Origin of the sequence: Flavobacterium caeni (assembly GCF_900101895.1) — a bacterium.
GTDB lineage: Bacteria > Bacteroidota > Bacteroidia > Flavobacteriales > Flavobacteriaceae > Flavobacterium > Flavobacterium caeni.
In genome coordinates this window covers 45,953-72,039 of the sequence record NZ_FMVF01000016.1, presented here as the reverse complement: position 1 = coordinate 72,039, position 26,087 = coordinate 45,953, and the positions used below count along the sequence as shown (strand labels likewise).

Annotated in this window: 24 protein-coding genes and 1 rRNA gene; 9 read left to right on the top strand and 16 right to left on the bottom strand. The window is 49.0% G+C overall.

Annotated features, from left to right (window positions below; genetic code table 11):
• Both BLP55_RS14055 and BLP55_RS14045 read right to left on the bottom strand, forming a co-directional pair.
• Positions 1 to 167: ribosomal RNA gene (locus tag BLP55_RS14055) — 16S ribosomal RNA — on the bottom strand; the annotation flags it as partial.
• Positions 168 to 697: 530 nt separating this feature from the next.
• Entirely contained in the window at positions 698 to 1,933 is a 1,236-nt protein-coding gene (locus BLP55_RS14045) for an ABC transporter permease (protein ID WP_091145806.1), read from the bottom strand.
• 232 nt (positions 1,934 to 2,165) lie between these two features.
• Here BLP55_RS14045 and BLP55_RS14040 point away from each other — a divergent pair, with 232 nt between their 5' ends.
• Positions 2,166 to 3,362: an exo-beta-N-acetylmuramidase NamZ family protein gene (locus BLP55_RS14040; RefSeq protein WP_449403951.1), complete on the top strand. Its 1,197-nt coding sequence runs from the start codon at positions 2,166 to 2,168 to the stop codon at positions 3,360 to 3,362.
• A 76-nt stretch (positions 3,363 to 3,438) separates the two neighbouring features.
• Positions 3,439 to 4,020 (top strand): NUMOD4 domain-containing protein, encoded by a 582-nt coding sequence (locus BLP55_RS14035; RefSeq protein ID WP_091145785.1) that lies wholly within the window; start codon positions 3,439 to 3,441, stop codon positions 4,018 to 4,020.
• 665 nt (positions 4,021 to 4,685) lie between these two features.
• Here the strand turns inward: BLP55_RS14035 and BLP55_RS14030 are convergent.
• On the bottom strand, positions 4,686 to 5,150 hold the full coding sequence (locus BLP55_RS14030) for a YkgJ family cysteine cluster protein (protein ID WP_394331930.1): 465 nt from the start codon (positions 5,148 to 5,150) through the stop codon (positions 4,686 to 4,688).
• A gap of 142 nt (positions 5,151 to 5,292) precedes the next feature.
• On the opposite strand from BLP55_RS14030, the gene BLP55_RS14025 reads away from it, so the two are divergent.
• Both BLP55_RS14025 and BLP55_RS14020 read left to right on the top strand, forming a co-directional pair.
• On the top strand, positions 5,293 to 6,006 hold the full coding sequence (locus BLP55_RS14025) for a class I SAM-dependent methyltransferase (protein ID WP_091145780.1): 714 nt from the start codon (positions 5,293 to 5,295) through the stop codon (positions 6,004 to 6,006).
• 58 nt (positions 6,007 to 6,064) lie between these two features.
• Positions 6,065 to 6,832, top strand: a complete 768-nt coding sequence (locus BLP55_RS14020) for a hypothetical protein (protein ID WP_091145777.1) — start codon at positions 6,065 to 6,067, stop codon at positions 6,830 to 6,832.
• Between the two features lie 4 nt (positions 6,833 to 6,836).
• Here BLP55_RS14020 and BLP55_RS14015 read toward each other — a convergent pair whose 3' ends face one another.
• The 10 genes from BLP55_RS14015 to BLP55_RS13965 all read right to left on the bottom strand — a co-directional run bounded on the left by BLP55_RS14015 (position 6,837) and on the right by BLP55_RS13965 (position 15,722).
• Positions 6,837 to 7,991, bottom strand: a complete 1,155-nt coding sequence (locus BLP55_RS14015) for an aminotransferase class V-fold PLP-dependent enzyme (protein ID WP_091145774.1) — start codon at positions 7,989 to 7,991, stop codon at positions 6,837 to 6,839.
• A 15-nt stretch (positions 7,992 to 8,006) separates the two neighbouring features.
• Entirely contained in the window at positions 8,007 to 8,402 is a 396-nt protein-coding gene (locus BLP55_RS14010; protein ID WP_091145771.1) for an energy transducer TonB, read from the bottom strand.
• Complete coding sequence (locus BLP55_RS14005; protein ID WP_091145768.1) at positions 8,399 to 9,097, bottom strand: energy transducer TonB; 699 nt, start codon at positions 9,095 to 9,097, stop codon at positions 8,399 to 8,401. The genes BLP55_RS14010 and BLP55_RS14005 overlap by 4 nt, the downstream gene beginning before the upstream one ends.
• Before the next feature lie 4 nt (positions 9,098 to 9,101).
• The gene (locus BLP55_RS14000) at positions 9,102 to 9,734 is read right to left on the bottom strand and encodes a 7-carboxy-7-deazaguanine synthase QueE (protein WP_091145764.1); all 633 of its coding nucleotides are present in this window, start codon (positions 9,732 to 9,734) and stop codon (positions 9,102 to 9,104) included.
• Between the two features lie 242 nt (positions 9,735 to 9,976).
• Positions 9,977 to 11,650 carry a tetratricopeptide repeat protein gene (locus BLP55_RS13995; RefSeq protein ID WP_317040312.1) on the bottom strand — a complete coding sequence of 558 codons (1,674 nt, stop codon included), beginning with the start codon at positions 11,648 to 11,650 and terminating at the stop codon, positions 9,977 to 9,979.
• 6 nt (positions 11,651 to 11,656) lie between these two features.
• A complete protein-coding gene (locus tag BLP55_RS13990) occupies positions 11,657 to 12,562 on the bottom strand; it encodes a PstS family phosphate ABC transporter substrate-binding protein (protein ID WP_091145755.1) in 906 nt (301 codons plus the stop codon).
• 230 nt (positions 12,563 to 12,792) lie between these two features.
• On the bottom strand, positions 12,793 to 13,584 hold the full coding sequence (locus BLP55_RS13980; protein WP_091145749.1) for an energy transducer TonB: 792 nt from the start codon (positions 13,582 to 13,584) through the stop codon (positions 12,793 to 12,795).
• A gap of 17 nt (positions 13,585 to 13,601) precedes the next feature.
• Positions 13,602 to 14,216, bottom strand: coding sequence for an ExbD/TolR family protein (locus BLP55_RS13975; protein ID WP_091145745.1), 615 nt, complete (start codon positions 14,214 to 14,216; stop codon positions 13,602 to 13,604).
• A gap of 17 nt (positions 14,217 to 14,233) precedes the next feature.
• The gene (locus tag BLP55_RS13970) at positions 14,234 to 14,845 is read right to left on the bottom strand and encodes a biopolymer transporter ExbD (protein ID WP_091145742.1); all 612 of its coding nucleotides are present in this window, start codon (positions 14,843 to 14,845) and stop codon (positions 14,234 to 14,236) included.
• A 55-nt stretch (positions 14,846 to 14,900) separates the two neighbouring features.
• The gene (locus tag BLP55_RS13965) at positions 14,901 to 15,722 is read right to left on the bottom strand and encodes a MotA/TolQ/ExbB proton channel family protein (protein WP_091145738.1); all 822 of its coding nucleotides are present in this window, start codon (positions 15,720 to 15,722) and stop codon (positions 14,901 to 14,903) included.
• Positions 15,723 to 16,075: 353 nt separating this feature from the next.
• Between BLP55_RS13965 and BLP55_RS13960 the strand changes: the two genes are divergently transcribed.
• From BLP55_RS13960 to BLP55_RS13945, 4 genes are read left to right on the top strand one after another with little or no spacing between them, the layout of a single operon-like run.
• Positions 16,076 to 17,599 carry a helicase HerA-like domain-containing protein gene (locus BLP55_RS13960; protein WP_091145735.1) on the top strand — a complete coding sequence of 508 codons (1,524 nt, stop codon included), beginning with the start codon at positions 16,076 to 16,078 and terminating at the stop codon, positions 17,597 to 17,599.
• Positions 17,599 to 17,967 (top strand): DMT family protein, encoded by a 369-nt coding sequence (locus tag BLP55_RS13955; protein WP_091145731.1) that lies wholly within the window; start codon positions 17,599 to 17,601, stop codon positions 17,965 to 17,967. Before BLP55_RS13960 ends, BLP55_RS13955 begins: the two co-directional genes overlap by 1 nt.
• An 11-nt stretch (positions 17,968 to 17,978) precedes the next feature.
• Positions 17,979 to 18,338, top strand: coding sequence for a cupin domain-containing protein (locus tag BLP55_RS13950; RefSeq protein WP_091145798.1), 360 nt, complete (start codon positions 17,979 to 17,981; stop codon positions 18,336 to 18,338).
• Positions 18,339 to 18,382: 44 nt separating this feature from the next.
• Complete coding sequence (locus BLP55_RS13945) at positions 18,383 to 19,663, top strand: NAD(P)/FAD-dependent oxidoreductase (RefSeq protein ID WP_091145728.1); 1,281 nt, start codon at positions 18,383 to 18,385, stop codon at positions 19,661 to 19,663.
• Between the two features lie 4 nt (positions 19,664 to 19,667).
• Here the strand turns inward: BLP55_RS13945 and BLP55_RS13940 are convergent, their stop codons facing one another.
• Together BLP55_RS13940 and BLP55_RS13935 are read right to left on the bottom strand one after the other, a co-directional pair.
• A complete protein-coding gene (locus BLP55_RS13940; RefSeq protein ID WP_091145724.1) occupies positions 19,668 to 21,026 on the bottom strand; it encodes an FAD-dependent oxidoreductase in 1,359 nt (452 codons plus the stop codon).
• Between the two features lie 465 nt (positions 21,027 to 21,491).
• Positions 21,492 to 22,586 (bottom strand): agmatinase family protein, encoded by a 1,095-nt coding sequence (locus tag BLP55_RS13935; protein WP_170826880.1) that lies wholly within the window; start codon positions 22,584 to 22,586, stop codon positions 21,492 to 21,494.
• Between the two features lie 180 nt (positions 22,587 to 22,766).
• On the opposite strand from BLP55_RS13935, the gene BLP55_RS13930 reads away from it, so the two are divergent.
• Complete coding sequence (locus tag BLP55_RS13930) at positions 22,767 to 24,431, top strand: T9SS type A sorting domain-containing protein (protein WP_091145720.1); 1,665 nt, start codon at positions 22,767 to 22,769, stop codon at positions 24,429 to 24,431.
• Positions 24,432 to 24,476: 45 nt separating this feature from the next.
• Here the strand turns inward: BLP55_RS13930 and kynU are convergent, their stop codons facing one another.
• Positions 24,477 to 25,754 (bottom strand): kynureninase, encoded by a 1,278-nt coding sequence (gene kynU, locus BLP55_RS13925; protein WP_091145716.1) that lies wholly within the window; start codon positions 25,752 to 25,754, stop codon positions 24,477 to 24,479.
• Between the last annotated feature and the right edge of the window lie 333 nt (positions 25,755 to 26,087).

Genomic DNA, 26,087 nt, shown 5'->3' with positions numbered 1-26,087 from the left:
TATTAATCCAAATTTCTCTGGGCTATCCCCCTGTTCAAGGTAGGTTGCATACGCGTTACGCACCCGTGCGCCGGTCTCAAGATAGCAAGCTATCTCTACCCCTCGACTTGCATGTGTTAAGCCTGCCGCTAGCGTTCATCCTGAGCCAGGATCAAACTCTTCATCGTATATTGTATTAATCTTACGATATCTTATTCTAGCATGCGGGGATCTTAAATCCCCTTACTCTTTTTTTGTTGTCAATCCAATATGTCTATGAACGTGTCTTCTCTTTGTTTCCGCTTCGTTACCAAAGCGGGTGCAAAAGTACGACTTCTTTTTTACCAAACAAGTGTTTTGAAAAATAATTTTGAATTTTATTTTCTTGACCCTTATTTCCAGTATTTTACAAAGAACTTTTGCGTTTGCAAGCAGCATTACCTGTTTTTGCGGACGGCAAAGGTAAGGCGGATTTTGACTTCTGCAAATTTTTTTGGCCCGAAAAATGATAAAGTTTTCTTAACGCTTTTTTAACCGCCTGAAGATTGGGATTTTGACGCTAAAAAACTTTTGAAAAAAACAACGAAACCCGCGTGAAGGATTGAGCGTTTGTTTGAGCTCTTTGCCTGCGCAGCGGCAAAAGCGAGTCGCGAAAGCCTGACGGCGCCACTGCAATCTTACATTAAAGACGACTGTTGTAGCGCCGGCACGCCCAAAATCAATCGAAACGGATGGCGCGAATCGGGGAAATCTTGGTGATGATGTAGGAAGGGATCAACAACACCAGCAAACAAACAACGATTGTACCGATGTTGAGCGCCACGATATAAAACCAATTGAGGTATACGGGCGCCTCGTTAACGTAGTAACTCTCTGGGTTCAGGTGGATGATGCCCGTATATTGCTGGATGAGCACGAGCCCAATGCCAATGAAGTTACCCCAAAACAAACCGCGCAGGATCAAATAGAGCGCATTGTACAAAAACACCTTGCGCACCAGCCAGTTGTTGGCACCGATGGCCTTGAGCACGCCGATCATTTGGGTGCGTTCGAGGATGAGTACCAGCAACGCCACAACCATGTTGATGGTGGCCACGGCAATCATGACGACCAGGATGATGAGGATGTTGAAATCGAACAATTGCAACCACTCGAATATATAATAGTATTTCTCGACTATGGTTTGGGTGTCGAGCGTAGAGCCTGTTTCCTGGTAGACGGCTTCGCCGCGTTGTGCTATTTTTGTAAAGTCGTCGACAAAAACCTCGAACCCGCCAATTTGGTCGGGCTGCCATTTGTTGATGCGTTGCACATGGCGTATGTCGCCAATAATATAGGCCGCATCGAACTCCTGAAACCCCGAATTGTAAATCCCCGCAATCTTAAACACACGCAAATTGGGCAACTTGGTGTTGTCTTCTTTCATAAAGAAGGTGTTGAAGCGGTCGCCTACCTTTAGTTTGAGCCGGTTGGCGAGGTATTGCGAGATGAGCACTTCTGGCGAAATAGCTTCGGACAACTGCGGCAGCCCGCCATCGACAAGGTATTCTTTGATGCTCTCCCAATCGTAGTCCTTGCCTACGCCTTTAAAAATAATACCTTCGAACGCATCGGCCGTCCTGATGATGCCTGCCTTGCTCGCGACGGCCTGGATGTGACGGATGCCTTGCACCGATTTGAACTTGGGATAAAACGGTTGATCGATCGAAATGGGCGTGACGCTCACCTGCGATTCGTTGTCGTCGTAATTCGAGATGATGATGTGCCCGTTAAAGGCCGAAACTTTCTCCCGGATTTTTTGCTGCAGGCCGATGCCCGTGGCCACCGAAATGATCATCATGACCATGCCGATCGCTATGGCGGCTATCGCGATTTTTATAATTGGCGCAGAAATGTTACTTTTACGGCCTTTGGCAGCAACGAGTCTTTTGGCTATAAAATATTCCGGGTTCAAGTGTCGTTTTTTAGTAGGACCCATTTTGGGCGACTCCAAAAATACGGTTTTCATCAGGATTTTTACGGAATTGCCGACAAATATTAGGGATTGATTTATGAATTCGGACATGACTTTGGCACCACCTCGTTTTTTGGGCTTTTTTCGCATCTTCTTTTCGCTGACCGCCTTGACGTTGCTGGCTTCGTGTAAGACGGCGGCACCGGCCAGCTATTCGGTACCCGCGCTCACGATGGTTAAAAGCAAGGTCAAATCGACCAAATTCATGACCGGTGCCGACAACATGCCGAGTTATCTGGGGTTGCTCAGGAACAAAAAGGCGGGCATCTTGACCAATCCGAGCGGGCAAATCACCTACGACGCGCACTACCTGATCAAGGATTCGGTGTCGCAAAAAGAAGGCGTCAAGGCCGTGACCACGCACATTGTCGACTACATTGTGTTCAACACCAAGATCGATCTGGTCAAGATTTATGCGCCCGAACACGGTTTTCGCGGCGAAGGGGCCGATGGCGAAACGATTGTAGACGGCAAGGACGTCAAGACCGGACTGCCCATCATTTCGCTTTACGGCAACAGCAAAAAACCATCGCCCGAACAGCTCGAAGGCATCGAGGTGCTGCTGTTTGACTTGCAGGACGTGGGCACGCGTTTTTACACCTATATATCGTCGCTGCATTATGTGATGGAAGCCTGCGCCGAAAACGACATCGAACTCATCATCCTGGACCGCCCCAACCCGAACGGGAACATGGTCGACGGCCCTACGCTCGAAAAGGAATTCACGAGTTTTGTGGGGATGCACGAAATTCCGGTGTTGCACGGGATGACCATAGGCGAATATGCGCTGATGATCAACGGCGAAAAATGGCTCAAGGATGGCATCCAGTGCAAAGTAAAGATCGTGCCGTGTGAGAACTACCGTCGGGAGATGCCTTACAGCTTGCCCGTGCGCCCGTCGCCGAATTTACCCAACGACCAATCGATCAACCTGTATCCGAGCCTTTGCTTTTTTGAGGGCACCAACGTGAGCATCGGTCGCGGTACCGACAAGCAATTCCAGATTTATGGATCGCCATTTTTGACCAAATTCCATTGGAGTTTTGTCCCATCACCCAACGCGGGCTCGAAAGAACCGCCGCAGAACGGCAAGATTTGTTGCGGCGAAGATTTGTCGCAGTACCCCAAACTAAACCGCATCGAACTCAAATGGTTGCTCGAGGCGTACCGCGAAACCGAACAGCCCGAAAAATTCTTCAACAATTATTTTACGAATCTGGCGGGCACCAAGAAACTGCGCCAGCAAATCGAAAGCGGGATGAGCGAAGACGACATCCGCGCGACCTGGAAACCGGGGCTCGATCATTTTAGGGAAATGCGTAAAAAATACTTGATTTATCCGGATAGTTTTTTGGTGCCTACGGAGTAGTTAGCCGTCAGTTCCGAGCGACGTTGCGGTTAGAGAAATTTTAGCTAAATTTGGTCATCTTAAATACCACAACAAGATGATCAGATTTTATCCGAACGAAGAATTTCGAGAAGTCGAAACAAAATTTTCATTGCAAAATCGTTATGCAATATCCAACCGAGGAAGAATTATCAGTTTTGAGAATACTATCGAAGACGGCAAATTGCTAAATGGAGGCAACGCCAGCGGTTACAAAACGTTGCGTTTCAATATTAAAAACAAAAAAGGAAAGACCGTCGGCAAAACTCTTTTTGTATACAAACTTGTTGCTGAACTCTTTTTGCCAAGGCCTTCTGAAGAATGCGTGCATGTAATTCACTTGGATTATTCCCGCGATAATGACATCGTCACAAATCTAAAATGGGCAACAGCGCAAGAAGCGAAAGAACATCGCATGAAAAATCCGAATGTAATGAACATTGGAGCCAAGGTTCGTGAATACAGAATTAAAGCTGACGGCAGAAAACTTACCTCTACAAAAGTTATACACTTGAAAAAATTGCTTAATGATCCGGAAAGAAAAACGCGAATCAAAATGTTGGCGAAACAATTTGGGATAAGCGAAATGCAAGTCTGTAGAATAAAAAGCGGAGAAAATTGGGGACATATCAAAGTGTAGGAACCGAACGGCTAACCGCCGTTTCATCGACATTGCCGAGATTTCGGTAAGTTGAACGTTCGTTTTTCACGAAGAAAGTTTTATCTTAACGTGAGAACCCTGCTCCCATTTCCGCTCCAGCGCAAAAACAAAGAACGTTACCCTAATTGCCCGGGCGCATCCAACAAACCTCGCGACCAAAACTTTCAACAAAGTATAAATTTCCTCCTTTTTAAAATCTCCATACTTCCCTCAAAGTATTTTGTATGATCTAAAACTGAATCGCAATATTCTCCTGTAATTTCTATACAATTCTCTCAGGTGTGACTAAATGATATTTTATGTGAAAATGTCACAGATTTATGTGTGACATAATAGCATTTATTGTCAGAATGTAACAGGTTTTTGTGTGACATAATAACATTTATTATCAAAATGTCACACCTTTTGTGGTGACAAAAAAATATTTTGTGCCAAAAATCACTAAGCTATTTAACCTTTTGGGATTGAAATTGCACACGAACCATTTGAAAATCAAATATTAACACCTAAACAATTGGTGTAACCTCCATTTCAAGAAATCGCAGGGATTTTGGTAGTCGGGTGTTGTTGCACGGATAAAGTCTATGCTCGGCAAAGAGAACCCGGCCCGTTTTGGTCGGGCAACGGCGCGAAGTGGCCCAACGCTAGAGCGGCAACCGTTTTTTCATCTCTTCGACAATGTTGTATGCCGCAGGGCAAATCGCCACGTTCTTTAGCGTGAGGTTTGCGATTTGCTGAAACTTTTTGCGGTCGGTGTGCGGAAACTCGCGGCACGCCTTGGGACGCACGTCGTAAATCATGCAATAGTTATCGGCATCGAGAAACGTACACGGCACGCTTTGCAAGACATAATCGTTGTCCTCGTCGATACGCAAATACTGGTCGATGAATTGTTGCGGTTTTTGCCGGAAGTGTTTGGCGATGCGTTCGATATCGGCCGCCGTAAACAAAGGCCCCGTTGTCTTGCAGCAATTGGCGCACTGCAAACAATCGGTACGCCGAAACTCCTGGTCGTGCAATTCCTGCATCACATAATCGAGGTTCTTGGGCGTCTTCTTTTTGAGTTTGTCGAAGTACTTTTTGTTCTCGGGATGCTTATCTTTGGCCAACCGACCGAGTATGTCAATTTGTGGATTTGTCAATTTAACTTCGTTCAGTTCGGCCTTACGGCCTCGGGTGTTGATTTGAAAACCGATGCCGCAAATTTACGAAACAAATAACCGAATCCACAAATAACCAAATCCACACCCTATGAAGGATCTTTTCGGACAAGCCATTCTCGATTATCAAACGGGCAACGATCCGCAAGATTTGATTACCGAAACATCGATTTCTGAACCCGATGAAATGTCGGTCGCATATTTGTTCCGATCTTTTGAAGACATGCCCAAAATCGAACAAAAAGCGCTGACGCTCGCCCATGGAAAAATACTCGACGTTGGATGCGGGGCGGGCAGCCACAGTCTGTACCTCGAGCAAAACGGTTTGGATGTCACCCCGATCGATATTTCGCCCAGCGCCATCAAGGCCTGCCAATTGCGCGGACTGCCCAAAGCGACCGTCGCCGATGTACTCGATTTCGACGGAAAATTTGACACGCTTTTGTTGCTCATGAACGGAACGGGAATTTTTGGCCGGTATGCCAACATCACGCGGTATCTGCAAAAACTAAAGTCCCTGCTCGCGCCAGGCGGCCAGATCCTTATTGACAGTTCCGACATCATTTACATGTTTGACCAAGACGAAGACGGCGGCCATTGGATTGACACGTCGCGCGATTATTACGGCGAACTTACGTTTCATTTGACCTACAAAGGCCTGCAGGAAACGCCCTTCGATTGGCTTTATCTCGATTTTAATACCTTGCAAACGGCCGCCAACGCCAACGGATTGCAATGCGATTTGGTGCTCGAAGGCGACCATTACGACTACCTCGCACGGCTTACCCCGGTGGCAATGGTGTAAGCTTTTATCTGTATTGCACAAATGCAAAGGGCTATTTTTACTGCATAAAACCAAACCTATGAAACTGAATTCCCTTTTGGCCCTTGGGCTAATTTTCGCAATGCTTGGCTGTTCGAAAGACGACGACGGCACCATCGTAAACGGCATCGACCGCACGCCCAACCTGCAAGCCACGGGCAGTAGTGCACACGATTTTCTGTCGGATTCGCGGTACCGTTCGCTGGTGATCGAAGTTTTTTACGTAGACGGATTTCGTCCGCAAACCCAAACGCTGACCAACCTCAAGAATTTCATGCAGGCGCGTTTGCACAAACCAGACGGCATCACCATCATCGAAACCCAAATCGCCAGCCCGGGTTTGGCGCCTTACGACATCAACGAAGTGGCGCAACTCGAAAGCGCGATCCGCACCAAATACAATGCGGGAAACATCCTGACGATGTACCTGTTTTTTGCCGACGGCGGGACCGCGACCGACACCGCCTCGCAATTTATCTTGGGGTCGGCGTATCGCAATACGTCGTTTGTGATGTATGAAACCAACATCCACAATTCGAGCGGCGGCGTGGGTCAACCAAGCCGCGTGGGACTGGAAACCACCGTCATTTTGCACGAACTCGGTCATTTGCTGGGCTTGGTCAATTTGGGATCGCCGATGCAAACGCCGCATGAAGATGGCGCGCACCCTAAACATTGCACGAACGAAAATTGTTTGATGTTTTGGGAAGCCGGCGGAAGCGGCATCCTGGGCATGATGATAGGCGGCAACCTACCGCAACTCGACGCCGATTGTCTGGCCGATCTTCAGGCCAACGGCGGACGATAAACGATTATTGGATCAAATCGGTGGTTTGTTTGATTTCGGTCAACGCCGATTTAAGGCGGTTTAAATCGTTCGCTGTATTGTAGCCATTGAGCGAGATACGGATATAAGTATGGACGCCCAACGTCATCACCGGAATTTCTATGCGGTACCGGTCGAACAGCAATTCCTTTAACGCAGCAGGATTGTGGGTCCTGACGGGAACGCTGCACATTTGACCCAAAAAATCAGGCGTGATCGGGCATATCGGTTGCGTGCCCAACAAATCGCAAAATTCCTGGTAGTGGTCAAGGATCATCTTTTTGGATTGCGCAATCGCCGATTCCCAATCGTGGTCTTTCCTGAACTTCAAGGCAGCAGGCAACGTCAGATAGGCCGAAATATCCCGCGTACCTTGGTGTTCGTGGTAATCAAGGAATTGGCTGTCGCCGGGCGCGGCGCTTTCGTATCCCCAGCTCACGACGAGCGGATCGAGCATGGACTGGTACCTTTTAGCCACATATAAAAACGAACTGCCTTTGGGTGTGAGCAACCATTTGTGCGCGGTTCCGGTGTAAAAGTCGGGATCGAGTTCGGCAATGTTCAGGTCGATATGACCCGGGATGTGCGCCCCGTCGACAATCGTGATGAGCCCTAAGGCCCGCGCCTTGTCGACAATTTCCTTGACCGGAAACAGCAGGGCGGTTGCGCTCGACATATGGTTCAGGAACACCACCTTGGTCTTGGCCGAATACCCTTTCCAAAATTGCTCCAGTATTTGTGCTTTGGAAACAATGGGCAGCGTGACATTGGCCCGAACATACTTAGCCCCTGTTTTCTTTGTGTAAAAATTCCAGGTGCGGTCCATGGCGCCGTACTCGTGGTCGGTGGCGAGAATTTCATCGCCCGGCTGCAAATCGAGACTGCGCATGATCACGTTGACGGCAAACGTCGGATTGGGTGTAAACACAAAATCATCGGCACCGCAACCCGCGAATGTGGCCAGTGCCTGTTTGGATTCCTGCAAGTAGCCGAGCGAATTCTTGGTGATGAATTGCACGGGTTCGGCTTCGAGTTCGCGTTGCCATTTCTGGTAATCGTCAAAGATCGATTTTGGGCACGCGCCAAACGATCCGTGATTGAGGTAGGCAACTTCTGGGTCTAGTAAAAAAAGTGACTGCATGGGGATATCGATTCGTTAGTCTTCAGTAACTACGGCAATCGGCAGGGTGTGAAGCACGCGAACCGGTTGCCCGTCCTTCGATCCCGGCGTCCATCTTGGGCTTTGCCGAACGATCTCGACGGCTTGGTCGGCGGTCCCGAAACCGGCATCGTGCACGATGCGGACGTCATCGATCGAACCGTCTTTCTCAACCACAAACGACAACATAATTTTATCGACAAAGCTCGGCACGTTGGGCTTTTTGAATTGCGCGTAAAAAAACTTGTAGAATTCGTCGATACCGCCCGGAAACTCGGGTTGCACGTCTACAATCGAGTCGCGGTAGACGGTTTCTTCTACGGGAAAATTTTCGTCTTGGGCGAAGATAGCCGTAGTTGCTAAAAACATCAAAAAAAGAAAAACGTGTTTCATTCTGGGCCTCCTATGTTGATGGGTATGGTGTATTGTACGCGTACAGGGTTCCCATCCTTTTCACCGGGAATCCATTTTTCGGATAAATCCAATACGCGGAGCAATTCTGCACCGGCGCCGTGACCTATATCCTTGATAATTTTCTTTTCGGAGAGTGACCCATCGGCCTCAACAACAAATGACGCCAATATCTTTCCTTTCAGGTTTTCATCCATTGGAGGCCTAAAATTCTGCATTATCAATTGGTAGAAAGCATTCATACCGCCAGGGTACTCAGGGCCTTTTTCTATGCTTTTATGATCAAACAGTGGACCTGGTCCTTCATAGGCAGGAAGCACGATAGGCATCGCATAGTGTACCTTTACCGGTTTGCCGTCTTGTTTTCCCGGAATCCACTTTTCGGACTGCGACAAAATATACTTGGCCTGGTCGGCGGTCTTGAAACCGATGTCGCGCAGGACCCGAATATCAGTAAGTGTTCCGGTGGTATCAATCACGAAGTCGACCAGCATCTTGCCGCCCTTGAACAGGGTGTCTTTGGGTACCACAAAATTCTCGGCGACGAACTGGTTGAAAAACGACATCCCTCCGGGAAAAATCGGCTTGATCTGTACCTCTTGGAAAGTGTAGACGTCTTTGGTTTGCGACCAAGACAACTGCGTCAACAGCAATAGCAACCAAGTGGCTTTTTTCATGTAGCTACGGAATATTCAAATACTTATGTGTTTGTAAAGATACACGCCATTTTGGATTGTTCATCACATAGTCTACGATCAGCGGCGTCATTTCTTCTTTTTTGCTCCACTCGGGTTGCAGGAACAGTATGGCGTTGGGATTGACCTTTTGCGCCTGTTCTTCGGCAAAGACAAAATCGTGTTTGTTGTAGATGATGACCTTGAGCTCATCGGCTTTGTCGTAAACGGTTTGCGTGGGCAATTTGGTTTTCTTGGGCGACAGGCAAATCCAGTCCCAGGTCCCGGTAAGCGGATAGGCCCCAGAGGTCTCGATGTGGATGCGCATGTGCTGCTCCTTGAGCTTGGCGGTAAGCAAGGTCATGTCCCAGGTAAGCGGCTCGCCGCCGGTGATCACGACCGTATCGGCATACTGGCGCGCGTTGGCGACAATTTGGTCTACATTGGTGGGTGGATGCAAGTCGGCGTTCCAGCTTTCCTTGACATCGCACCAATGACAACCCACATCGCAACCGCCGATGCGGATGAAATAGGCCGCCGTACCGGTGTGGAATCCTTCGCCCTGGATGGTATAGAACTCTTCCATGAGCGGCAACATGGCGCCTTTCTCTACAGCCGATTGTATTTCTTTGGTTAACATGCCGCAAAGATAGGCAATTCGTGTCAAAACGAATACGATGAAACGAGAACGAAATTGCGGCATCAAACGTGGTCGTTCGCGTGAGGGATGGCAGCGGCATCCTTTTCGGGGCGCGCCCCGGAAAGATACAGCGCACAGCCCGACGGCGCCGAGAACCCAATCAGATGCAAGGGGTCGATCGCCGGCACGCCCATAGAAAAAGCCGACCATTGCTGATCGGCTTTGTTATTGTCCTTGCTGGATTATCTAAGCGTTTTTAACGACTCGCTTGCGTAATTGTTGGTTGCATCAATCGCGAGCGTCTTGTTGAAGTATTCTTTGGCCTTGGTCTTGTCGGTGTTGGCGTAGCTCGCCCCGATGTTGTTGTAGGCCTCGATGACCTTGGTCTTGTTCTTGGTGAATTCGTCCTGGCCTTTTTCGTTGACCACTTTCAAGTACTCCTCATAGTACTTGATGATGAGTTCTTCGTTCTCGAGCAAACGCTGCGTGCGTGCACGGAAGATGTAGGCATCCTGCGTAGTCGGCGATGCTTCGATGACCTTGCCGAAAGCGACGTCGGCTTTTTGCAACGCAATAGGATCTGGCTTGACCACATCTTTACGGGTGTTGTCGTAATAGATCGAGTTGCCCAAGTAGAAATTGTCGAGCAGGTAGTTTTTAGAGTTGACGTTCGTCACGGCGATTTCGTAGATCGCAGAGGCTTCCTTGAACAACTTTTGCTCGTAGAATTTCTTGCCTACTTCGCTCAAGTCGTTGGTCATGGTGATCTCCATATCGACCGACTTTTTGATATCGGCTACCCCGGCGTTGAACAACGTGGCGTCGACGGTTTTGGTTTCGAGGTTGTTGGCTTTCTTAAGTTTGGCCAAACCAAGATACATGTAGTCGCGTGCGATGATTTTGTTCGACGGGTTGGCGATGAAATCTTCGAGCGATTTAACCGCCACGTCGATGTTGCCGTTCTCATAGGCCGAATAGCCCAAATAACGCAAGATACGCGGGTTGACTTTGTCGATTTGCTTCATCTTCTCGGCTTCGACCTCGAGCGCCTTGTAGTCTTTGGCCAAGATAAGGAAGTCGGCGTGACGCATGCGCGAAGCCAAGCTGTAGTCGGTGAGCGTCATGTATTTTTCGTAATACGTAAGCGCCTGCTTGATGTATTCGTTGTATTTTTTGGGTTCGTTGTTGCCCCAGTAGTAGTAGGTCTCGGCGAGCTCGCGGTATACCGGCCCGTAGTTCGGGCTGGTGGCGATCACGTCGTTGAAAGACTTGACGGCTTCGGTATAGGCCTTGGCGCCTTTGAGCAACACGCCCAATTGCATCTTGGCGCGAATCAGTGTATTGTCGGCATTGAACGCATTACGGTAGGCCGCATAGGCTTCGTTCTGGTTTTTGTCGCCGTAGTACGCATCACCCAACGCCAATTGTACCTGGGCATCGGTCGGGTTGGCCAATTTGGCTTTGCCGAGTACTTCGATGGCTTTTTTGTAGTTCGGTTTGTCGGCATCCATATAGGCGCGCGCCACCGCAATGTACTCTTCGGTGTCTTTCTTGCGGACATCCTTGATGGTTTGGTCGAAATTGGTTTGCGCCCCAGTGGCGTTGTTGTTATCGAGTTCGATTTGGCCCAATCCGGCGTAATTCAACTTGGCGCCTTCAGAACCCGCGATTCCTTTTTGGAAATATATTTTGGCCGAATCGGTCACATTTTGCTTGAGGTATACCTTGCCCAAAAGGTAAGCAGCCTGCCCGTTCGAAGGTTTGGCCTGTACGATAGATTTGAGCATGCCTTTGGCTTTTTCGTATTGTTCGGCGTCGATGGTTTTTTTGGCCTGGTCCACATCTTGGGCTTGGGCCATGGTTGCCGTGGTCAAAAGGGCAACGCTAAAAAATTTCAATTGGTTCATCTTATTCATAATTATTTATTTTTTTTCGATATCCTGTCGGATAAGGATTTTTCTGCCTGGTGTTTTGGCGGGAACCAAACCCGATTTGAGTACGATTCGTTGCCCTGTCTCGCCCGCGATAAACGATGCGAAACCCATGCCAAGGCCCGAAAAGCCCTGACAATTGACGATAAACAAATCACGTGCCAAAGGATATTTGCCTTCGGCGATGTCGTTTTGACTCGGGAAACTCGTATTTCCCGATGGGTCGGCCACACTCAAAATGTGGATTTTTTCTACAAAAGGCCTGATGGCCTCGCGCGGATTGTAAACCCAATTGACACCCACCACGCCAATCATTCCTTCGTTTTCGGACACATACTTGATGGTCTCTTCGTTGGTCTTGAACGAAAACACGCCCGTGGCCGGAAAACTCTTGATACCCGCCAACTGGTTCATGTATTGCGCGGTGCTCGAATTCGGATTGTCGAATACCAAACCCTTGATGCCCGAAACAGGCTTTTGGCGCAATACATCCAGGACCTGCTCTAACGAGACGATGGTATCTTGAAGGTTTTTGTTGGCGATCAAGGCAATACCGTCTGTCGCAAATTTCGTAATTCTAGGCGAAATCTTCTTTGATTTAAAAACATTTAACTCATCTTTTGTGAGATTTCTCGCTAAAACAGCAACGCGCGCGCTGTCGTTGGCCAAAATCTGGATCACCTCGGCCTCCGATTTGGGTTCGAGCGTGATCTTGGCGTTGTACTGGCTTTCGAAAACTTCTACCTGTTCCTCGACAATAGGCAACAGCGATTCGTCGACAAGCAGCGTCATGTTGCCTTCTAAAATGGTTTCTTTTTCGCCGTCGCGTTTTTGGTTGCAGGTAATGATAAACAGTGCAAGCAAAACAAACGGAAATATTCTGGAAATAAATTTCATGACTCCTTGTTGGCGTTAAAAAAACGGATAAATCGATAAAAGGCGTACACGATCAACAATATGCCGAAAGCGATACGCATTTTGGGTTCCATGTTAAAAGGCAGTGCTTCCCAAAAGATAATGACAAGCCCCAAGACCAGGTAAACCAGGAAGAACAATATTCCTATAACGAGAAGAAATCGCTCTTTAAGCGATTTCTTCTTGATGTTATTTACTATTTTATCGATCACTTAGTTCGCGGTGGTAATGTTAATCGGCAACGAGTACAATACCCTTACCTTCTTACCATTCTGCTCACCCGGGTTCCATTTCGGACAGTTTTTCAACACCCTGATGGCTTCCTTACCCGTTCCGTAACCGATGTCCCTGATGACTTTGATGTCGGTCAACGATCCGTCTTTTTCGACAACGAAAGAAACGAATACTTTTCCGTTCAAACCTTCTTCTTCAGGTGCCTGGTAGTTCTTTTGGATGTAGCTGTAGAACTTGGCCATACCGCCAGGGAATTCTGGCTTGACCTCGATACCGGCCGTGTTGTAGATGTTGTTGTCTTCTTCGACTACATCTTTCGGACCGTTTCCTACCGGCTCTACCGTCAACTCGGCATCGGGGTCACCTTTGATGGTTTCGGCTCCGAGCTTTTTGTCGACGATTTCCTTGATTTTAGGCGGCTCTTCTACCACTTCTTCGGCCTTGGCCACAACGGGCTTGACGAATTTCACCTGATCCACTTTTGGTGGTGGTGGTGGTGGTGGTGGAAGATTTTCCTTTGGTTTCTCTTTAGGCGGCAATTTTACCGTCACGATCTTCTTGTCGAGGTTGACATCCTCGTCGTTCGACTCCGGGATCAATTTGGCCAACATCGGGATGCTCACCAAAAAGGCAAAAATCACCGCGCCGATGGCAAATGCACGCCAGGTCGTCATTGGATTGGTCGTACGCAATTCGTAGGCGCCGTATTTTTTGTTACGCCCTTCGAACACGATGTCCGTCCAAGATCTTTTTAATAAATCTAATTTCATCTTGCTATTTTTTCAGATTAGGGCGCAGGTGTAGCGGCATCGGCCGAAGCATCGGCTGGTGCAGCCGGACCACCGGCATTAGGTATTCCTATCAGTTTGCTTTCTTCTGGGGTGTAATCGTTCACGATCGCATAGGTCGGAACATCTACGATTGCCATTTCATCCAAGATGTCGACCAAGTTTTTGTAACTCGCTTTCTTGCTTGGTTTGATGATGACGATAAGCCCCTTGTCTTTGTTGCCTGTGTACTCGACCACCGCCTGTCTTTGCTTGAGCAATTCCTGACGGATGCCTTCCTTGCCGTAAGCCATTTCTTTGGGCGCAATTTTTGGCGTGGCCAACAACCCCATGTACATTTTCATTTGGTTGTTGTCGCCGAGCAACAGCGTCATGGTACGGTTTTCGTCTACCTTGACGTCTTTATTTTTGCTAGGATCATCGTCCTTGTCCGGCAATCCCAAATCCATCGATTGGGGTTTTGACAACGACGTGGTAAGCATAAAGAACGTAATCAAGAGGAACGCTAAGTCGACCATCGCGGTGAGGTCTACCTTGCTATTCTGTTTTTTACTCCTGACTTTCTTACTGCCTTTCTTGCCACCGCCGCCATCGCCGGTATTTAATTCAGCCATTTCTGTATTTTTTTATATTAAAAGTCTTTTCCTCTCAGACCGGTCACCAGGTTGAAGCTGTTGATCTTTTGGTCCTGTAAAATATCCATGATCTTTTTGATCTGCGGATACTCTTCTTTAGCGTCACCCTTGATTGCAATTTGCAACTCGGCATCGTTTACTTCGATGTTGGCGATACGGGAATTGTAAATCCATTCTTTCAATTGGTTGTCCAATGAATCTTTCGGGATCCCCGGCTGGCCCGCCTTGTTGCGGTCGGTGCTGGTCATGGCGATGATTTGCTTGAGGTTTTGGATCGGCACGCCGAATCCTTCCATCACGCCAAATCGCTCTGCCTCTTCTGGTGTAAAGGTGATGCCGTACTTTTGCCCCATCAACTCGAGTGCTTTTTTGCGCACTTCGCGGCCTTTGAGGTCGTAGAACACCTTTCCTTTTCCTACGGTAATGGTGGCCAAATCCGATTCAGGGAGTTTGGTTTGTACCGTAGACGCCGGCGTATCGACGGGCAATGGTTCGGGCTGCTTTGCCGTTGCGGTCAGGATAAAGAACGTCAACAACAAGAAGGCAACGTCACACATCGCGGTCATATCGATAGACGCGGCTTTTTTGGACATTTTTACGTTAGCCATACTTATATTTTAAATACTGTATCCTTCTTATTAAGGACACACTATTATTTATAATTTAGTTTTTCAAAGAACCTCTGAAGTGTCTGTAAGTGTTCACGATGGTTGAACCAGCCTCGTCGATAGAGTAAGTCAACGTGTCGATCTTAGACGTAAAGAAGTTGTAAGCGATGATCGCCAAAGCCGAAGTTGCAATACCTGTAGCGGTGTTGATCAACGCTTCAGAAATACCGTTGGCCAACATAGCCTGGTCTGGTGTACCTGCAGTTGCCAACGCGCCGAACGCCTTGATCATACCAGTTACTGTACCCAAGAGACCCGCGAGCGTACCCAATGACACCAATGTAGAAAGGATGGTCAGGTTTTTCTCGAGCATCGGCATTTCGAGTGAAGTAGCCTCTTCGATTTCTTTGTGGATGGTTTCGGCAGCTTCTTCGCTGTTCAAACCTTCTTTTTTCACTTCTTGGTATTTGACCAACGCAGCTCTAATGGCATTGGCAACAGAACCTTGTTGCTTGTCGCAGTTTGCAATGGCACCGTCGATGTCTCCAGTCTTAATGTTGCCTTGAACATTTTTCATAAATTGGTCGAGGTTTCCTTTACCAGCTGCCTTGGTAATCACAAAGTAGCGCTCAAAAGAGAAAACGATAACCATCAAAAGTAAGCCCATCAAAACAGGAACGATTGGTCCTCCTTTATATACCATCGCAAGGTAGTTGCCTGGCAGTGGGTGGCCGGTGTTCACTCCTCCTTCAAAGTTTGCCCCGTTACCCATGATGAATTGCCATATGATCCATCCTACGAAGACGCACAACACAATCACGATACCCGAGAACATGCTTCCTCCTTTTGAACTACTTTCTTTTTTAACGTTTGCCATTTTTTTAATTTTTAATAGTTTAAATAATTTAGAAATTTTTAGTTGTAAAATTTTTTGAATAGGAGCAAATTTAATTTTTTAGTTTAAATAAAAAAACTTTTTTTAATTTTATTATGATTAATTTAATCGCTCAAAATGTCTGCATTGGTGCGGGTTTAGGCATTATTTGAAAATTGTTAAATAAAAGCCTAGATTTACCTAGATTTAGTTAGTCAATGTGTTTTTTGGATGGTAATTTTTCAACAAAAATCGCGTCCAAATCACTGCAAACCAAATCTTACAATTATCAGATTGACAATTATTTTGCTTAACCATTTCATAACAACAAGAACACAATTTACATACACTTTTCCATGAGCAATACAGAAAGCTTTATCCAGCAAATCAACGACGGTTATACGGCCAAAGGCGAAAGCATCACCTTGGGGGCCGCAATGTTAAACGGCGAAGCATTGGGCCAGGCCCATGTCAAAGTCCCGCTCAAGACCATGAACCGCCACGGTTTGATTGCCGGGGCCACGGGAACGGGCAAAACCAAAACCATCCAAGTACTGTCTGAACAGCTTTCGGCATTTGGCATCCCGGTGCTGATGATGGACATCAAGGGCGACTTTAGCGGTATCGCACAACCCGGCACCGAATTGCCTTTTATCACAGAACGCCATACCAAGATTCAAATTCCATACAAAACGTTGGGATTCCCTGTCGAATTAATGACACTTTCCGAGCAAAACGGCGTCAGGCTTCGCGCGACCGTGTCGGAATTCGGCCCCGTGCTGTTCTCGCGCATCCTTGATTTGAACGATGTGCAGGCGGGCGTGGTGGCCGTCATTTTCAAATATTGCGACGACAACAAAATGCCGCTGCTCGATTTGAAAGACATCAAAAAAGTCATCAACTACATCACCGAAGAAGGCAAGGCCGAAATCGAGGAACACTACGGCAAAATATCGACCGCCACTACGGGAACCATTCTTCGCAAGATCATCGAGCTCGAGCAACAGGGCGCCGATTTGTTCTTTGGCGAAATGTCGTTCGACATCAACGATTTGATGCGCATCGACCAAAACGGCCACGGCTACATCAACATCATCCGATTGACCGACATCCAGGACAAACCCAAATTGTTCTCTACTTTTATGTTGAGTTTGCTCGCCGAGATCTATCAGCAGATGCCCGAACAAGGCGATTCCGGGCAGCCCGAACTCGTGATTTTCATCGACGAGGCGCACCTCATCTTTAACGAGGCGAGCAAGGCGCTTTTAGACCAGATCGAAAGCATCGTCAAACTGATCCGCTCGAAAGGCATCGGCATTTTCTTTGTGACGCAAAACCCGATGGATGTGCCGTCGAGCGTATTGGCGCAACTCGGACTCAAGGTGCAACACGCCCTGCGCGCATTTACGGCCAACGACCGCAAGGCCATCAAGATGACGGCCGAAAACTATCCGATTTCTGAATTCTACAAAACCGACGAGGTGCTCACCAACCTGGGCATAGGCGAAGCATTGGTGACGGCACTCAGCGAAAAAGGCAACCCGACGCCGTTGGCCGCCACGATGATGCGTGCACCCATGAGCCGCATGGATATTTTGACGCAAGGCGAAATCGACCAGATCAACGCACAGTCCAAATTGGTTAGAAAATACAGCGAAGTACTCGACCGCGAAAGCGCCTACGAAATGCTCAACAAAAAAATCGAGGTCGTCGAACAGCAACAACAGGCCCAGCAACAGCAGCAAGCCGAAGCCAAGGCCGAGAAAAAAGCCGCAAGCGAACCGATGAGCCAAACCACCAAATCGGTGATCAAAGTGCTTACGAGCGCCACGTTCATCCGCGGGGCGTTCGGGATTTTGACCAAGCTGTTCAAGAAGTAATGAAGAGCGTTTTGACCATCGGGCTGCTCGTACTGTCGAATGTATTCATGACGCTGGCGTGGTACGGGCACCTCAAATTCAAGGAACTCAAATGGTTCGAGAACGCGGGGCTCATCGCGATCATCCTGATCAGTTGGGGATTGGCCTTGTTCGAATACTGTTTTCAGGTTCCTGCCAACAAAATAGGCTACAACGGCAACGGCGGGCCATTTTCGCTGATGCAACTCAAAGTGATACAGGAAGTGATTACTTTGGTGGTGTTCGTCATTTTCTCGCTGTTGTTCTTCAAAAACGAAACCTTCAGGTGGAACCACGCCGTTGGGTTCTTGTTTCTGGTGTTGGCCGTTTATTTTATTTTTAAAAAATAGTGATGCTTCCGATGAAAAAATACCACATCCAAAACGCCCCTTTTGTCGTCCCTACCACCGACGGCAAACTGATCGAGGAACACCACGGTCGCGTGGCCACGAACAACAACGAAATTTCGATTGCACACATGGTCGCGCCACCCCATTGGAGTGAGCCGTTCCAAACACCTGCATTCGACGAATACACGTACATCATTAGCGGCCGAAAGCAATTCATCATTGAAGGCGATACCGTTGTGCTCGAAAAAGGGCAATCGATCCGCATCGAAAAAAATGTACGCGTACAGTATTCGAACCCGTTCGACGAACCTTGCGAATATTTGTCGGTTTGCCTGCCCGCATTTTCTATAGAAAACGTTAACAGGGAGTAGATTTCGCGTTTTTAGCGGTACCTTTAGGTGCCAATTTTAACCTTATGGGAGCACGAAAATCCATCGTCATCGTAGGCGCCGGATTCGCCGGATTGCGCTTGGCGCGACACCTGGAAAATACCGACTACGACGTTTTACTCATCGACAAAAACAATTTCCACCAATTCCAGCCGCTCATGTACCAGGTCGCCACGGCGCGATTGGAGCCCGCGAGCATTTCGTTTCCGCTGCGCAAGGTGTTCCAGCACTCCAAGAACGTACGCATCCGGATTGCCGAAGTGCTTTCGGTAGACACGGCCACCAAACAACTGCAAACTTCGATCGGCGCGTTCGGGTACGATTACCTTGTCATTGCATTGGGCGCGACCACGAATTACTTCGGCAATACGCAAATCGAAAAGTTCTCCTATCCGATGAAGTCGGTTCCAGAGGCCATCCAATTGCGCAACCACATCCTGCAAACGTTCGAGGACGCGCTGTCGGTAGACCCATCGAACCTGCAACCGCTCATGAATTTCGTGATTGTGGGCGGCGGACCAACCGGCGTGGAACTCGCGGGCGCATTGGCCGAAATGAAAAAGAACATCCTGCCCAAGGATTATCCAGATAAAGATTTCTCAAAGCTCACGATCTACTTGCTCGAAGGCAGCCCGTTTACGTTGGCCCCGATGACCGAGGATTCGCGCAAGTGGTCGCAAAAATACCTAGAGGAACTGGGCGTCATCGTCAAAACCAACACCATCGTGAGCGATTACGACGGACGAACGGTCAAGCTCCAGGACGGCGGATCGATCGAAAGCCTGAACCTGATCTGGGCCGCGGGCGTTGTCGGGAATGTCCTCAAAGGCATGCCCGAAGGCAGCCTGACACGCGGCAATCGTTTTGTGGTAGACCGCTTCAATGCGGTGCAAAACGTACCCGATGTATTTGCTTTGGGCGACATTTCGTGGATGCCGACGCCAAAATATGAGAAAGGACATCCACAGGTTGCCGCCGTGGCCAACGAACAGGCCGATGTACTGGCCAAAAATTTCAAGGCCCGGCTCAAAGGAAAAGCAATGACCGAATTCGAATACCACGACAAAGGATCGATGGCCACGGTGGGCAAACGAAAAGCCGTGGTCGATTTACCCAAGTTCCATTTTCATGGGCGTTTTGCATGGCTCACGTGGATGTTCGTGCATTTGATGCTCATCCTGAATCACAAAAATAAATTATTGATTTTCATCCAGTGGATGTTCAGCTACTTCAGCAACGATTCGACCTTGCGCATCCTGCTCAGACCCGTCATCAAAAAAACAGAAAATTTGCCCAGAACAAACTAAAAATTTAACTGTGGTCCAACGGCGATTCGCGGAGCAATTCAAGTATTTTTTGCTCGACCTGTTCGCTGTCCCAAATGGCAAAGATGTTGGCCATGTCCATGACCTCGGCCATGATTTCATTTTGCTTGTCGCCAATGGCCAGCGCCTCTGAGTACGGCCGATGGCTAAACGTGACGCGGCTGTACAACGGCAGCCATTTGTCGGGATGTTTGTCGGAAAAACGTTTTTCGATTTTCTTGGCCAGCAGGAATTTTTCGTCGGCCGTCTTGGAACTCATCTCCATGAAGTTGCGGTAAGACAGCTCGGCGATGGCGTCGGCATTGGGCTTGCGGCTTTGTTCGTAGTGTTTGAACACCGATTGCCAGTCGTCGCCAAATTGCTGCATGAATTCGTTGAGCACGGTGATGTCTTCGAAACCGGCGTTCATGCCCTGCCCATAAAACGGCACGATCGCATGGCACGCGTCGCCAATGAGCGCAACTTTGTCTTCGTATGTCCACGGATAGCACTTCATGGTCACCAACGTACTGGTTGGGTTCTTGAAAAAATCCTCGGCCAGCATCGGGATCACTTCGATCGAATCGGGAAAATGCGTCTCGAAAAACGCCTCGACCTTTTGTCGGTCGGTAAGCGCCGCAAACGAGTGCTCGCCTTCGAACGGCATGAACAGCGTACAGGTGAAACTGCCATCGAGGTTGGGCAACGCAATGAGCATGAACTCGCCGCGCGGCCAAATATGGAACGAATTTTTATCGAGTTTGTGCGAACCATCGGCATTGGCCGGAATGTTCAATTCCTTGTAGCCCGTGTTCAAAAACTCCTGCGAATAGTTGAACATGCTCTGGCGTTGCATGCGGTGACGGATGCGCGAAAAGGCCCCATCGGCACCAAAAACCATGTCGTATTGCAGGTCTTTCCATTCGCCGCGTTCGCTTTCGCCGATGTGCAGCGTGGACGTAGCCAACGTCACGTCCCAGATTTTTTGCTCGAAGAAAAACTCGACGCCCGCCGCTTCCGCCAGGTCGATCATCTTGCGGTTGAGCGTACCGCGTGAAATCGAATAGATGCTCTCGCCTTCTTTGCCATAGGGCTGAAAGTTGAGTTTGTCGGGCAAGTGTATCGCGCGTTTGTCCATGGCAATGGCGATCTCGCGCACCGCATCGCCAATCCCTACACCATCGAGCGCTTTCCAGCCGCGGTGCGACATGGCCAGATTGATCGAACGCCCAGAAAACTGGATCGTACGGATGTCGGGGCTGCGGTCGAAAACGTGTACGGTGTGCCCGGCCCTCCTTAGGTAAATCCCGAGCAACGACCCGACGAGTCCCGAACCCACAACGGCAATCTTAAGCGGTTTTTGCATGTTCACTTGGTAAGTGGCGCAAAATTAAAGATTATTGTATAGAATCGGTCAAAATTGGGGATTATTTGGGATTTGGGAATTTCGGATTTTGACATGGTGCCGTTTTTCTAAATAAATTGACGCCGGTTGACGTTTTATCTTGATTACTTTTTATCGAAATCATCGGCGTTTTACATCGGCTCCTAGGGGATGCCCCAATCCCCGCCCTGAGTTCAAGTTACGCAATAGCGAGCAATGTCGATTGCATAAAATCTGCCTTAAATATTCAAAAGAATTTGCTATGGGAAGTCAAACCGTTTCGTAAAAACAAAAAAGACGGACCATCATCCGTCTTCTATCATATTTTTTGGTGGTTTTTTGAATTTCTAGCGGGGCTCCTAGGGGATGCCCCAATCCCCGCCCTGGATTCAAGTTACAAAAATAAAAGCATAACCATTGGAAGAAAATCTACCCCAAAAATCCAAATTATTTTCTATTGAACTGGATCTTATTGCCCACCGCCAAACCATTGTTCTTGGCCAAAACGCCGCACATGTGGAACAACATCCTGGCGCCCACGTTGCCGTCCCAATCGTCTTCGCCCGGCGCCACTTCGACAAGGTCAAATCCAATGATTTCTTTTCCCGACTCGGCCAAACGGCTCAGCAAATAGGCGGCTTGCTCGAACGAGAATCCACCCGGTACCGGCGTTCCCGTATTCGGGCAATACCACGGATACATGCCGTCTATGTCGAAACTGATGGTAACTTTTTGTGGCAACGCGGCAATGATGGCGTCGCATTGTTGGGCCCACGTGGTGCCCGCAAACGTTTCGGCTTTCAAATCCATATCGGTATGCACGACCACGCGGTCGGTAAGCGCAACCTGGACTTCCTGCTCGCAAAAATCGCGAATGCCCACTTGTACGATTTTCGAAATCTGCGGAATTTTGAGCGCATTGTACATGATCGATGCATGCGAATACTCGAAGCCCTCGTAGGCGATGCGCAAATCCATGTGCGCGTCGAGGTGCAAAATACCAAAGTTGTCATGTGTCGCAGCCAACGCCTCGTAATAGCCCAACGGTGTCGAATGGTCGCCGCCCAAAAGCGCTACTTTCTTGCCTTGCGCCATCCAAAACAAAGCGCGCTCGCGTACCTCATCGTGTAACTGGCGGCATACGCGGTTGATGTCATTAAGATCGGCTTGAAGCGATGCGTTTTCGGCTATCGTTTCGCCCGCTTCGAGCGCCTCGATGATTGGTTGGGCCAACGCCTTGTATTTGACACTGTCTTCGTCCCACTTTTTGGTCTGCTCGTTCAAATCGAGAAACATGCCCAGCTTCCAAAGATCGGGAAACTCCTGGTGTTGCAAATCGACCTGGAACGATGCGTCGAGAATCGCCTCTGGCCCTTCCGAAGCGCCCGCACCGTAACTTACGGTTACTTCCCAAGGCACGGGAATGATGATGATCTCGCTCTCTGCGGCGGTAAACGGCAAACCAAAAATACTTTGGTCGGCCAGGCCGGGTTGCGACGGATCGAACGTGTCTATCTTTTGTTGCTTGGTCAATTCTGCCATGACAATTTGCATTAGGATGGACGGCAAAATTAGGAATTATATCGCGAACGACCCGCAAAATTGCCGATTCTTAATATTTATTTGACACCTCTTTTCGTATCGCAAAAAGCCGTACATTTAAGCGGCTGGAAAACGGCCCGAACACTAAACCATTTGTAACCAACCTCTAACACAACCCACATGAAGAGAACTTTACTCGCTTTTTTTGGCCTCTGTTTTGGCGCTGTCCATGCGCAAGACTACCTCTCGTTGCAAGTCGCGTCTGGCTTTAATGCCGATGTCATCGCCAATGGCGTAGGGCCATCGCTGCTGTCGACCAATTCGTCGTTCGACAACGCTAATTTTGCTTTGCTCAGCGCCGATTTCCAGTTGTTCGCCGGCGACCTGACACCCGATTTTGCCTTACCGGTTTCGGGTACGATCGACTACGCCGTCATGCCCGGTCTGAGCTATCAGTTGGCACCTTATTCGGGCGATAATTCGCTGCGGTTGCAGGAAGAATTCGATTTTGGCTCGTTGTCCATCGCCAACGGCGTTCCCGCCACCACCTTGTATGTCTTGACTGCCACGGGAAGCGGCACGGCGACCTTGGGCGGTACCATCCATTTTTCGGACAACACCACGCAACAAATTACCTCGGGTGTGATCCCCGATTGGTTTTTTAGCGACGATTTGCCTGTGGTACTTTCGGGCTTCGGGCGCATCGGCACCGATACGGATGTCATCGAAAATCCGTCGGGTGATCCGCGTTTGTACCAATTCCAGATCGACATCCTGCCCGAAAACCAAACCAAGACCATCACCGCCATCGATTTCACCAAACTGTCGCCACAAGAAGGTACGATCAATATTTTTGCGGTGAGCGCCAAATCGCTTGGCACCTGTCCTTCGCCTACGCAAGTGACGGTGTCCGATGTGACCAACAGTGCGGCCACAATCAGTTGGGACGAACCCGTCATTGTGCCCGCCGATGGATTTGCGTACTATTTGACACCAGACGGCACGCCGCCCGCCAACGATGCCACCCCAGACGGATACACCGCTGTAGGTGTGACCACCGTGACGGTCGAGAACCTTACCATCGGACAAAATTATTGCGTTTGGATCCGTTCGGTGTGCAGCGGTACCGAGATGGGACCGTTGAGCCCATCGGCTTGTTTTACGCCGGGCCAGATCAACATGACTAATCCGAACGACATTCCTACGCTGTATGCCGATTTTGTAGACCTCAATTCAACGACGACGTGTCCGGGAACCCTGACGGTTAACGTACCCGATGGGTTTCATATTTCATCGGTGGCCACGGCCTATGACATGCAGACCGCGCAAAACGGATGGATGTCGGAACAAAACTCGATTTTGGTGTGCAACACCACAGGAATGATGGAAAGCAACATCACCACCGGCGTTGGCAATACCACCGGAACATACAGCTATGAAAGAACTGGACTTAACATCGCCAATGGCGCGAGCGGCTCGGTAGAATTTGAGTTGCGTGCTTGGCGAACCTATGGCGGTGCTGATTGCAACACCGATTACAACCGCGTCGTGGCCGGAACCTGGACGGTAACGGTGACGATCGAACAAAACCTGGCTGCAGCATCATTTACCCAAAATGACTTTGCCGTGTTCCCGAACCCGGCGCATGACCGCGTTACGGTAGCAGGCAACGAACCGATCCTTGATGTAGCCGTATTCAATTTATTGGGGCAACAAATGCTGCAACAAAATGGCCTTGACCAAAAACAAGTACAATTCGATACGACAAGCCTACCAAGCGGCCAATACATTTTGAAGATTACGGGCGCCAACGGGATTGCGACAAAATCATTGCTCAAAAACTAAAACCGAGCATCTACAAAAAAAGAGTCCGTCTTTCGACGGACTTTTTTAATTGGAAACGATGCCTTGTTTGAGGATTTGCCCGAAGTGGTACATGTCTTCGAACGAACAGTACAACGGGACGGGCGCCAACCTGATGACATTGGGTTCGCGCCAATCGGTGATGACGCCGTTTTTCATCAGGTAATCGAACAGCGTGCGGCCTTCGCCATGCAGGAATACCGACAGTTGCGAAGCGCGTTCCGTGGGATTCGCAGGCGTGATAATCTCGAACGTACTGTCTACCTGCTTGTCGATTTCATGTAGGATGAACTCAAGATAGGCGGTAATTTGATTGCGTTTTTGGATGAGCGCCTCCATGCCCACCTCGGCAAACATCTCGACCGAAGCCAAATAAGGCGCGAGCGACAAGACGGGCAGATTGGAAATTTGCCATCCATTGGCGCCCTGCACGGGATCAAAATCGGGTTCCATCTTGAAGCGGCGTTCTTTGTTGTGTCCCCACCAACCGGCAAAACGATTCAGTGTTTTATCGGCGTGGTGTTTCTCGTGCACAAAACAACCCGAAGCATTCCCGGGCCCCGAATTCATGTATTTGTAGCTGCACCAGGCGGCAAAATCGACGTTCCAGTTGTGCAGCTCGAGTTTGATGTTTCCTGCCGCGTGCGCGAGGTCCCAACCTACTTTGGCCCCGACAGCATGACCGGCTTTGGTGATGGCCTCGATATCGAACACCTGCCCCGTGTAATAATTGACACCGCCGATGAGCACCAGCGCGAGCTCGTCGCCAACTTCGGCGATCTTGGCCAGAATGTCTTCGTGGCGGACGTTGTGCTCGCCCTCGCGGCGTTGGATTTCGACGATGGCGTCGTTTGGCGCATAGCCGTGGTGTTTGACCTGCGACTGGATCATGTATTGGTCTGAAGGGAACGCCTTGGCCTCGCACAAAATCTTGTAGCGCTTGCCCTGGGGACGATAAAACGATACCATCAGCAAATGCAGGTTCACCGTGAGCGTGTTCATCACCGTGACTTCGGACGGTTTGGCGCCGACGATTTTGCCGAGTGGTTCGGCGAAGCGTTCGTGGTAGTCCCACCAGGGTTTGTTGGCATAAAAATGTCCTTCGACGGCCAGGTTGGCCCAATCGTTCATGACTTCATCTACGTAGGCCTTGGTGCGTTTGGGTTGCAGCCCGAGCGAGTTGCCCGTAAAATAGATCACGTTTTTGCCGTTGACCTGCGGGAAGATGAATTCCGAACGGTATTTTGAAAGTGAATCCTGCGCATCGAGCGATTGCGCAAATTCAAGTGTATTTTGGAAAGTCATGTTGTTTTTTGTTTGCGCCGTAAAAGTAAAAAAATTGTTATTGTTTATTGCTATTATTTATTCCGACTAACGCGGTCGTAAGGCAATAAAAAATAGAAGTTGACAATAATATTGCGTGAGGGATGGCAGCGGAAATCCTTTCATGAAGCGCCGCGACTCGAGCGATAGCGAACAGGCGCGAGCAAGTGAAAGATTGCAGCGCACAGCCCGACGGCGCCTTGGATGCGCAACCGAAAAGACCATTCTCTTGCGCCGGCACGCCCAAGAAAAATTCCAAAAAACAAATTCCAAATTCCAAAACATGCTAAGAACGTTTCGGATTTGGAATTTGAA

Excerpts from the sequence above, each read along its gene's own strand:
- BLP55_RS14040 (WP_449403951.1), top strand. The coding sequence starts at position 2,166 with ATGGTTAAAAGCAAGGTCAAATCGACCAAATTCATGACCGGTGCCGAC.
- BLP55_RS14035 (WP_091145785.1), top strand. The coding sequence starts at position 3,439 with ATGATCAGATTTTATCCGAACGAAGAATTTCGAGAAGTCGAAACAAAA.
- BLP55_RS14025 (WP_091145780.1), top strand. The coding sequence starts at position 5,293 with ATGAAGGATCTTTTCGGACAAGCCATTCTCGATTATCAAACGGGCAAC.
- BLP55_RS14020 (WP_091145777.1), top strand. The coding sequence starts at position 6,065 with ATGAAACTGAATTCCCTTTTGGCCCTTGGGCTAATTTTCGCAATGCTT.
- BLP55_RS14015 (WP_091145774.1), bottom strand. The coding sequence starts at position 7,991 with ATGCAGTCACTTTTTTTACTAGACCCAGAAGTTGCCTACCTCAATCAC.
- BLP55_RS14010 (WP_091145771.1), bottom strand. The coding sequence starts at position 8,402 with ATGAAACACGTTTTTCTTTTTTTGATGTTTTTAGCAACTACGGCTATC.
- BLP55_RS14005 (WP_091145768.1), bottom strand. The coding sequence starts at position 9,097 with ATGAAAAAAGCCACTTGGTTGCTATTGCTGTTGACGCAGTTGTCTTGG.
- BLP55_RS14000 (WP_091145764.1), bottom strand. The coding sequence starts at position 9,734 with ATGTTAACCAAAGAAATACAATCGGCTGTAGAGAAAGGCGCCATGTTG.
- BLP55_RS13995 (WP_317040312.1), bottom strand. The coding sequence starts at position 11,650 with ATGAATAAGATGAACCAATTGAAATTTTTTAGCGTTGCCCTTTTGACC.
- BLP55_RS13990 (WP_091145755.1), bottom strand. The coding sequence starts at position 12,562 with ATGAAATTTATTTCCAGAATATTTCCGTTTGTTTTGCTTGCACTGTTT.
- BLP55_RS13980 (WP_091145749.1), bottom strand. The coding sequence starts at position 13,584 with ATGAAATTAGATTTATTAAAAAGATCTTGGACGGACATCGTGTTCGAA.
- BLP55_RS13975 (WP_091145745.1), bottom strand. The coding sequence starts at position 14,216 with ATGGCTGAATTAAATACCGGCGATGGCGGCGGTGGCAAGAAAGGCAGT.
- BLP55_RS13970 (WP_091145742.1), bottom strand. The coding sequence starts at position 14,845 with ATGGCTAACGTAAAAATGTCCAAAAAAGCCGCGTCTATCGATATGACC.
- BLP55_RS13965 (WP_091145738.1), bottom strand. The coding sequence starts at position 15,722 with ATGGCAAACGTTAAAAAAGAAAGTAGTTCAAAAGGAGGAAGCATGTTC.
- BLP55_RS13960 (WP_091145735.1), top strand. The coding sequence starts at position 16,076 with ATGAGCAATACAGAAAGCTTTATCCAGCAAATCAACGACGGTTATACG.
- BLP55_RS13955 (WP_091145731.1), top strand. The coding sequence starts at position 17,599 with ATGAAGAGCGTTTTGACCATCGGGCTGCTCGTACTGTCGAATGTATTC.
- BLP55_RS13950 (WP_091145798.1), top strand. The coding sequence starts at position 17,979 with ATGAAAAAATACCACATCCAAAACGCCCCTTTTGTCGTCCCTACCACC.
- BLP55_RS13945 (WP_091145728.1), top strand. The coding sequence starts at position 18,383 with ATGGGAGCACGAAAATCCATCGTCATCGTAGGCGCCGGATTCGCCGGA.
- BLP55_RS13940 (WP_091145724.1), bottom strand. The coding sequence starts at position 21,026 with ATGCAAAAACCGCTTAAGATTGCCGTTGTGGGTTCGGGACTCGTCGGG.
- BLP55_RS13935 (WP_170826880.1), bottom strand. The coding sequence starts at position 22,586 with ATGGCAGAATTGACCAAGCAACAAAAGATAGACACGTTCGATCCGTCG.
- BLP55_RS13930 (WP_091145720.1), top strand. The coding sequence starts at position 22,767 with ATGAAGAGAACTTTACTCGCTTTTTTTGGCCTCTGTTTTGGCGCTGTC.
- kynU (WP_091145716.1), bottom strand. The coding sequence starts at position 25,754 with ATGACTTTCCAAAATACACTTGAATTTGCGCAATCGCTCGATGCGCAG.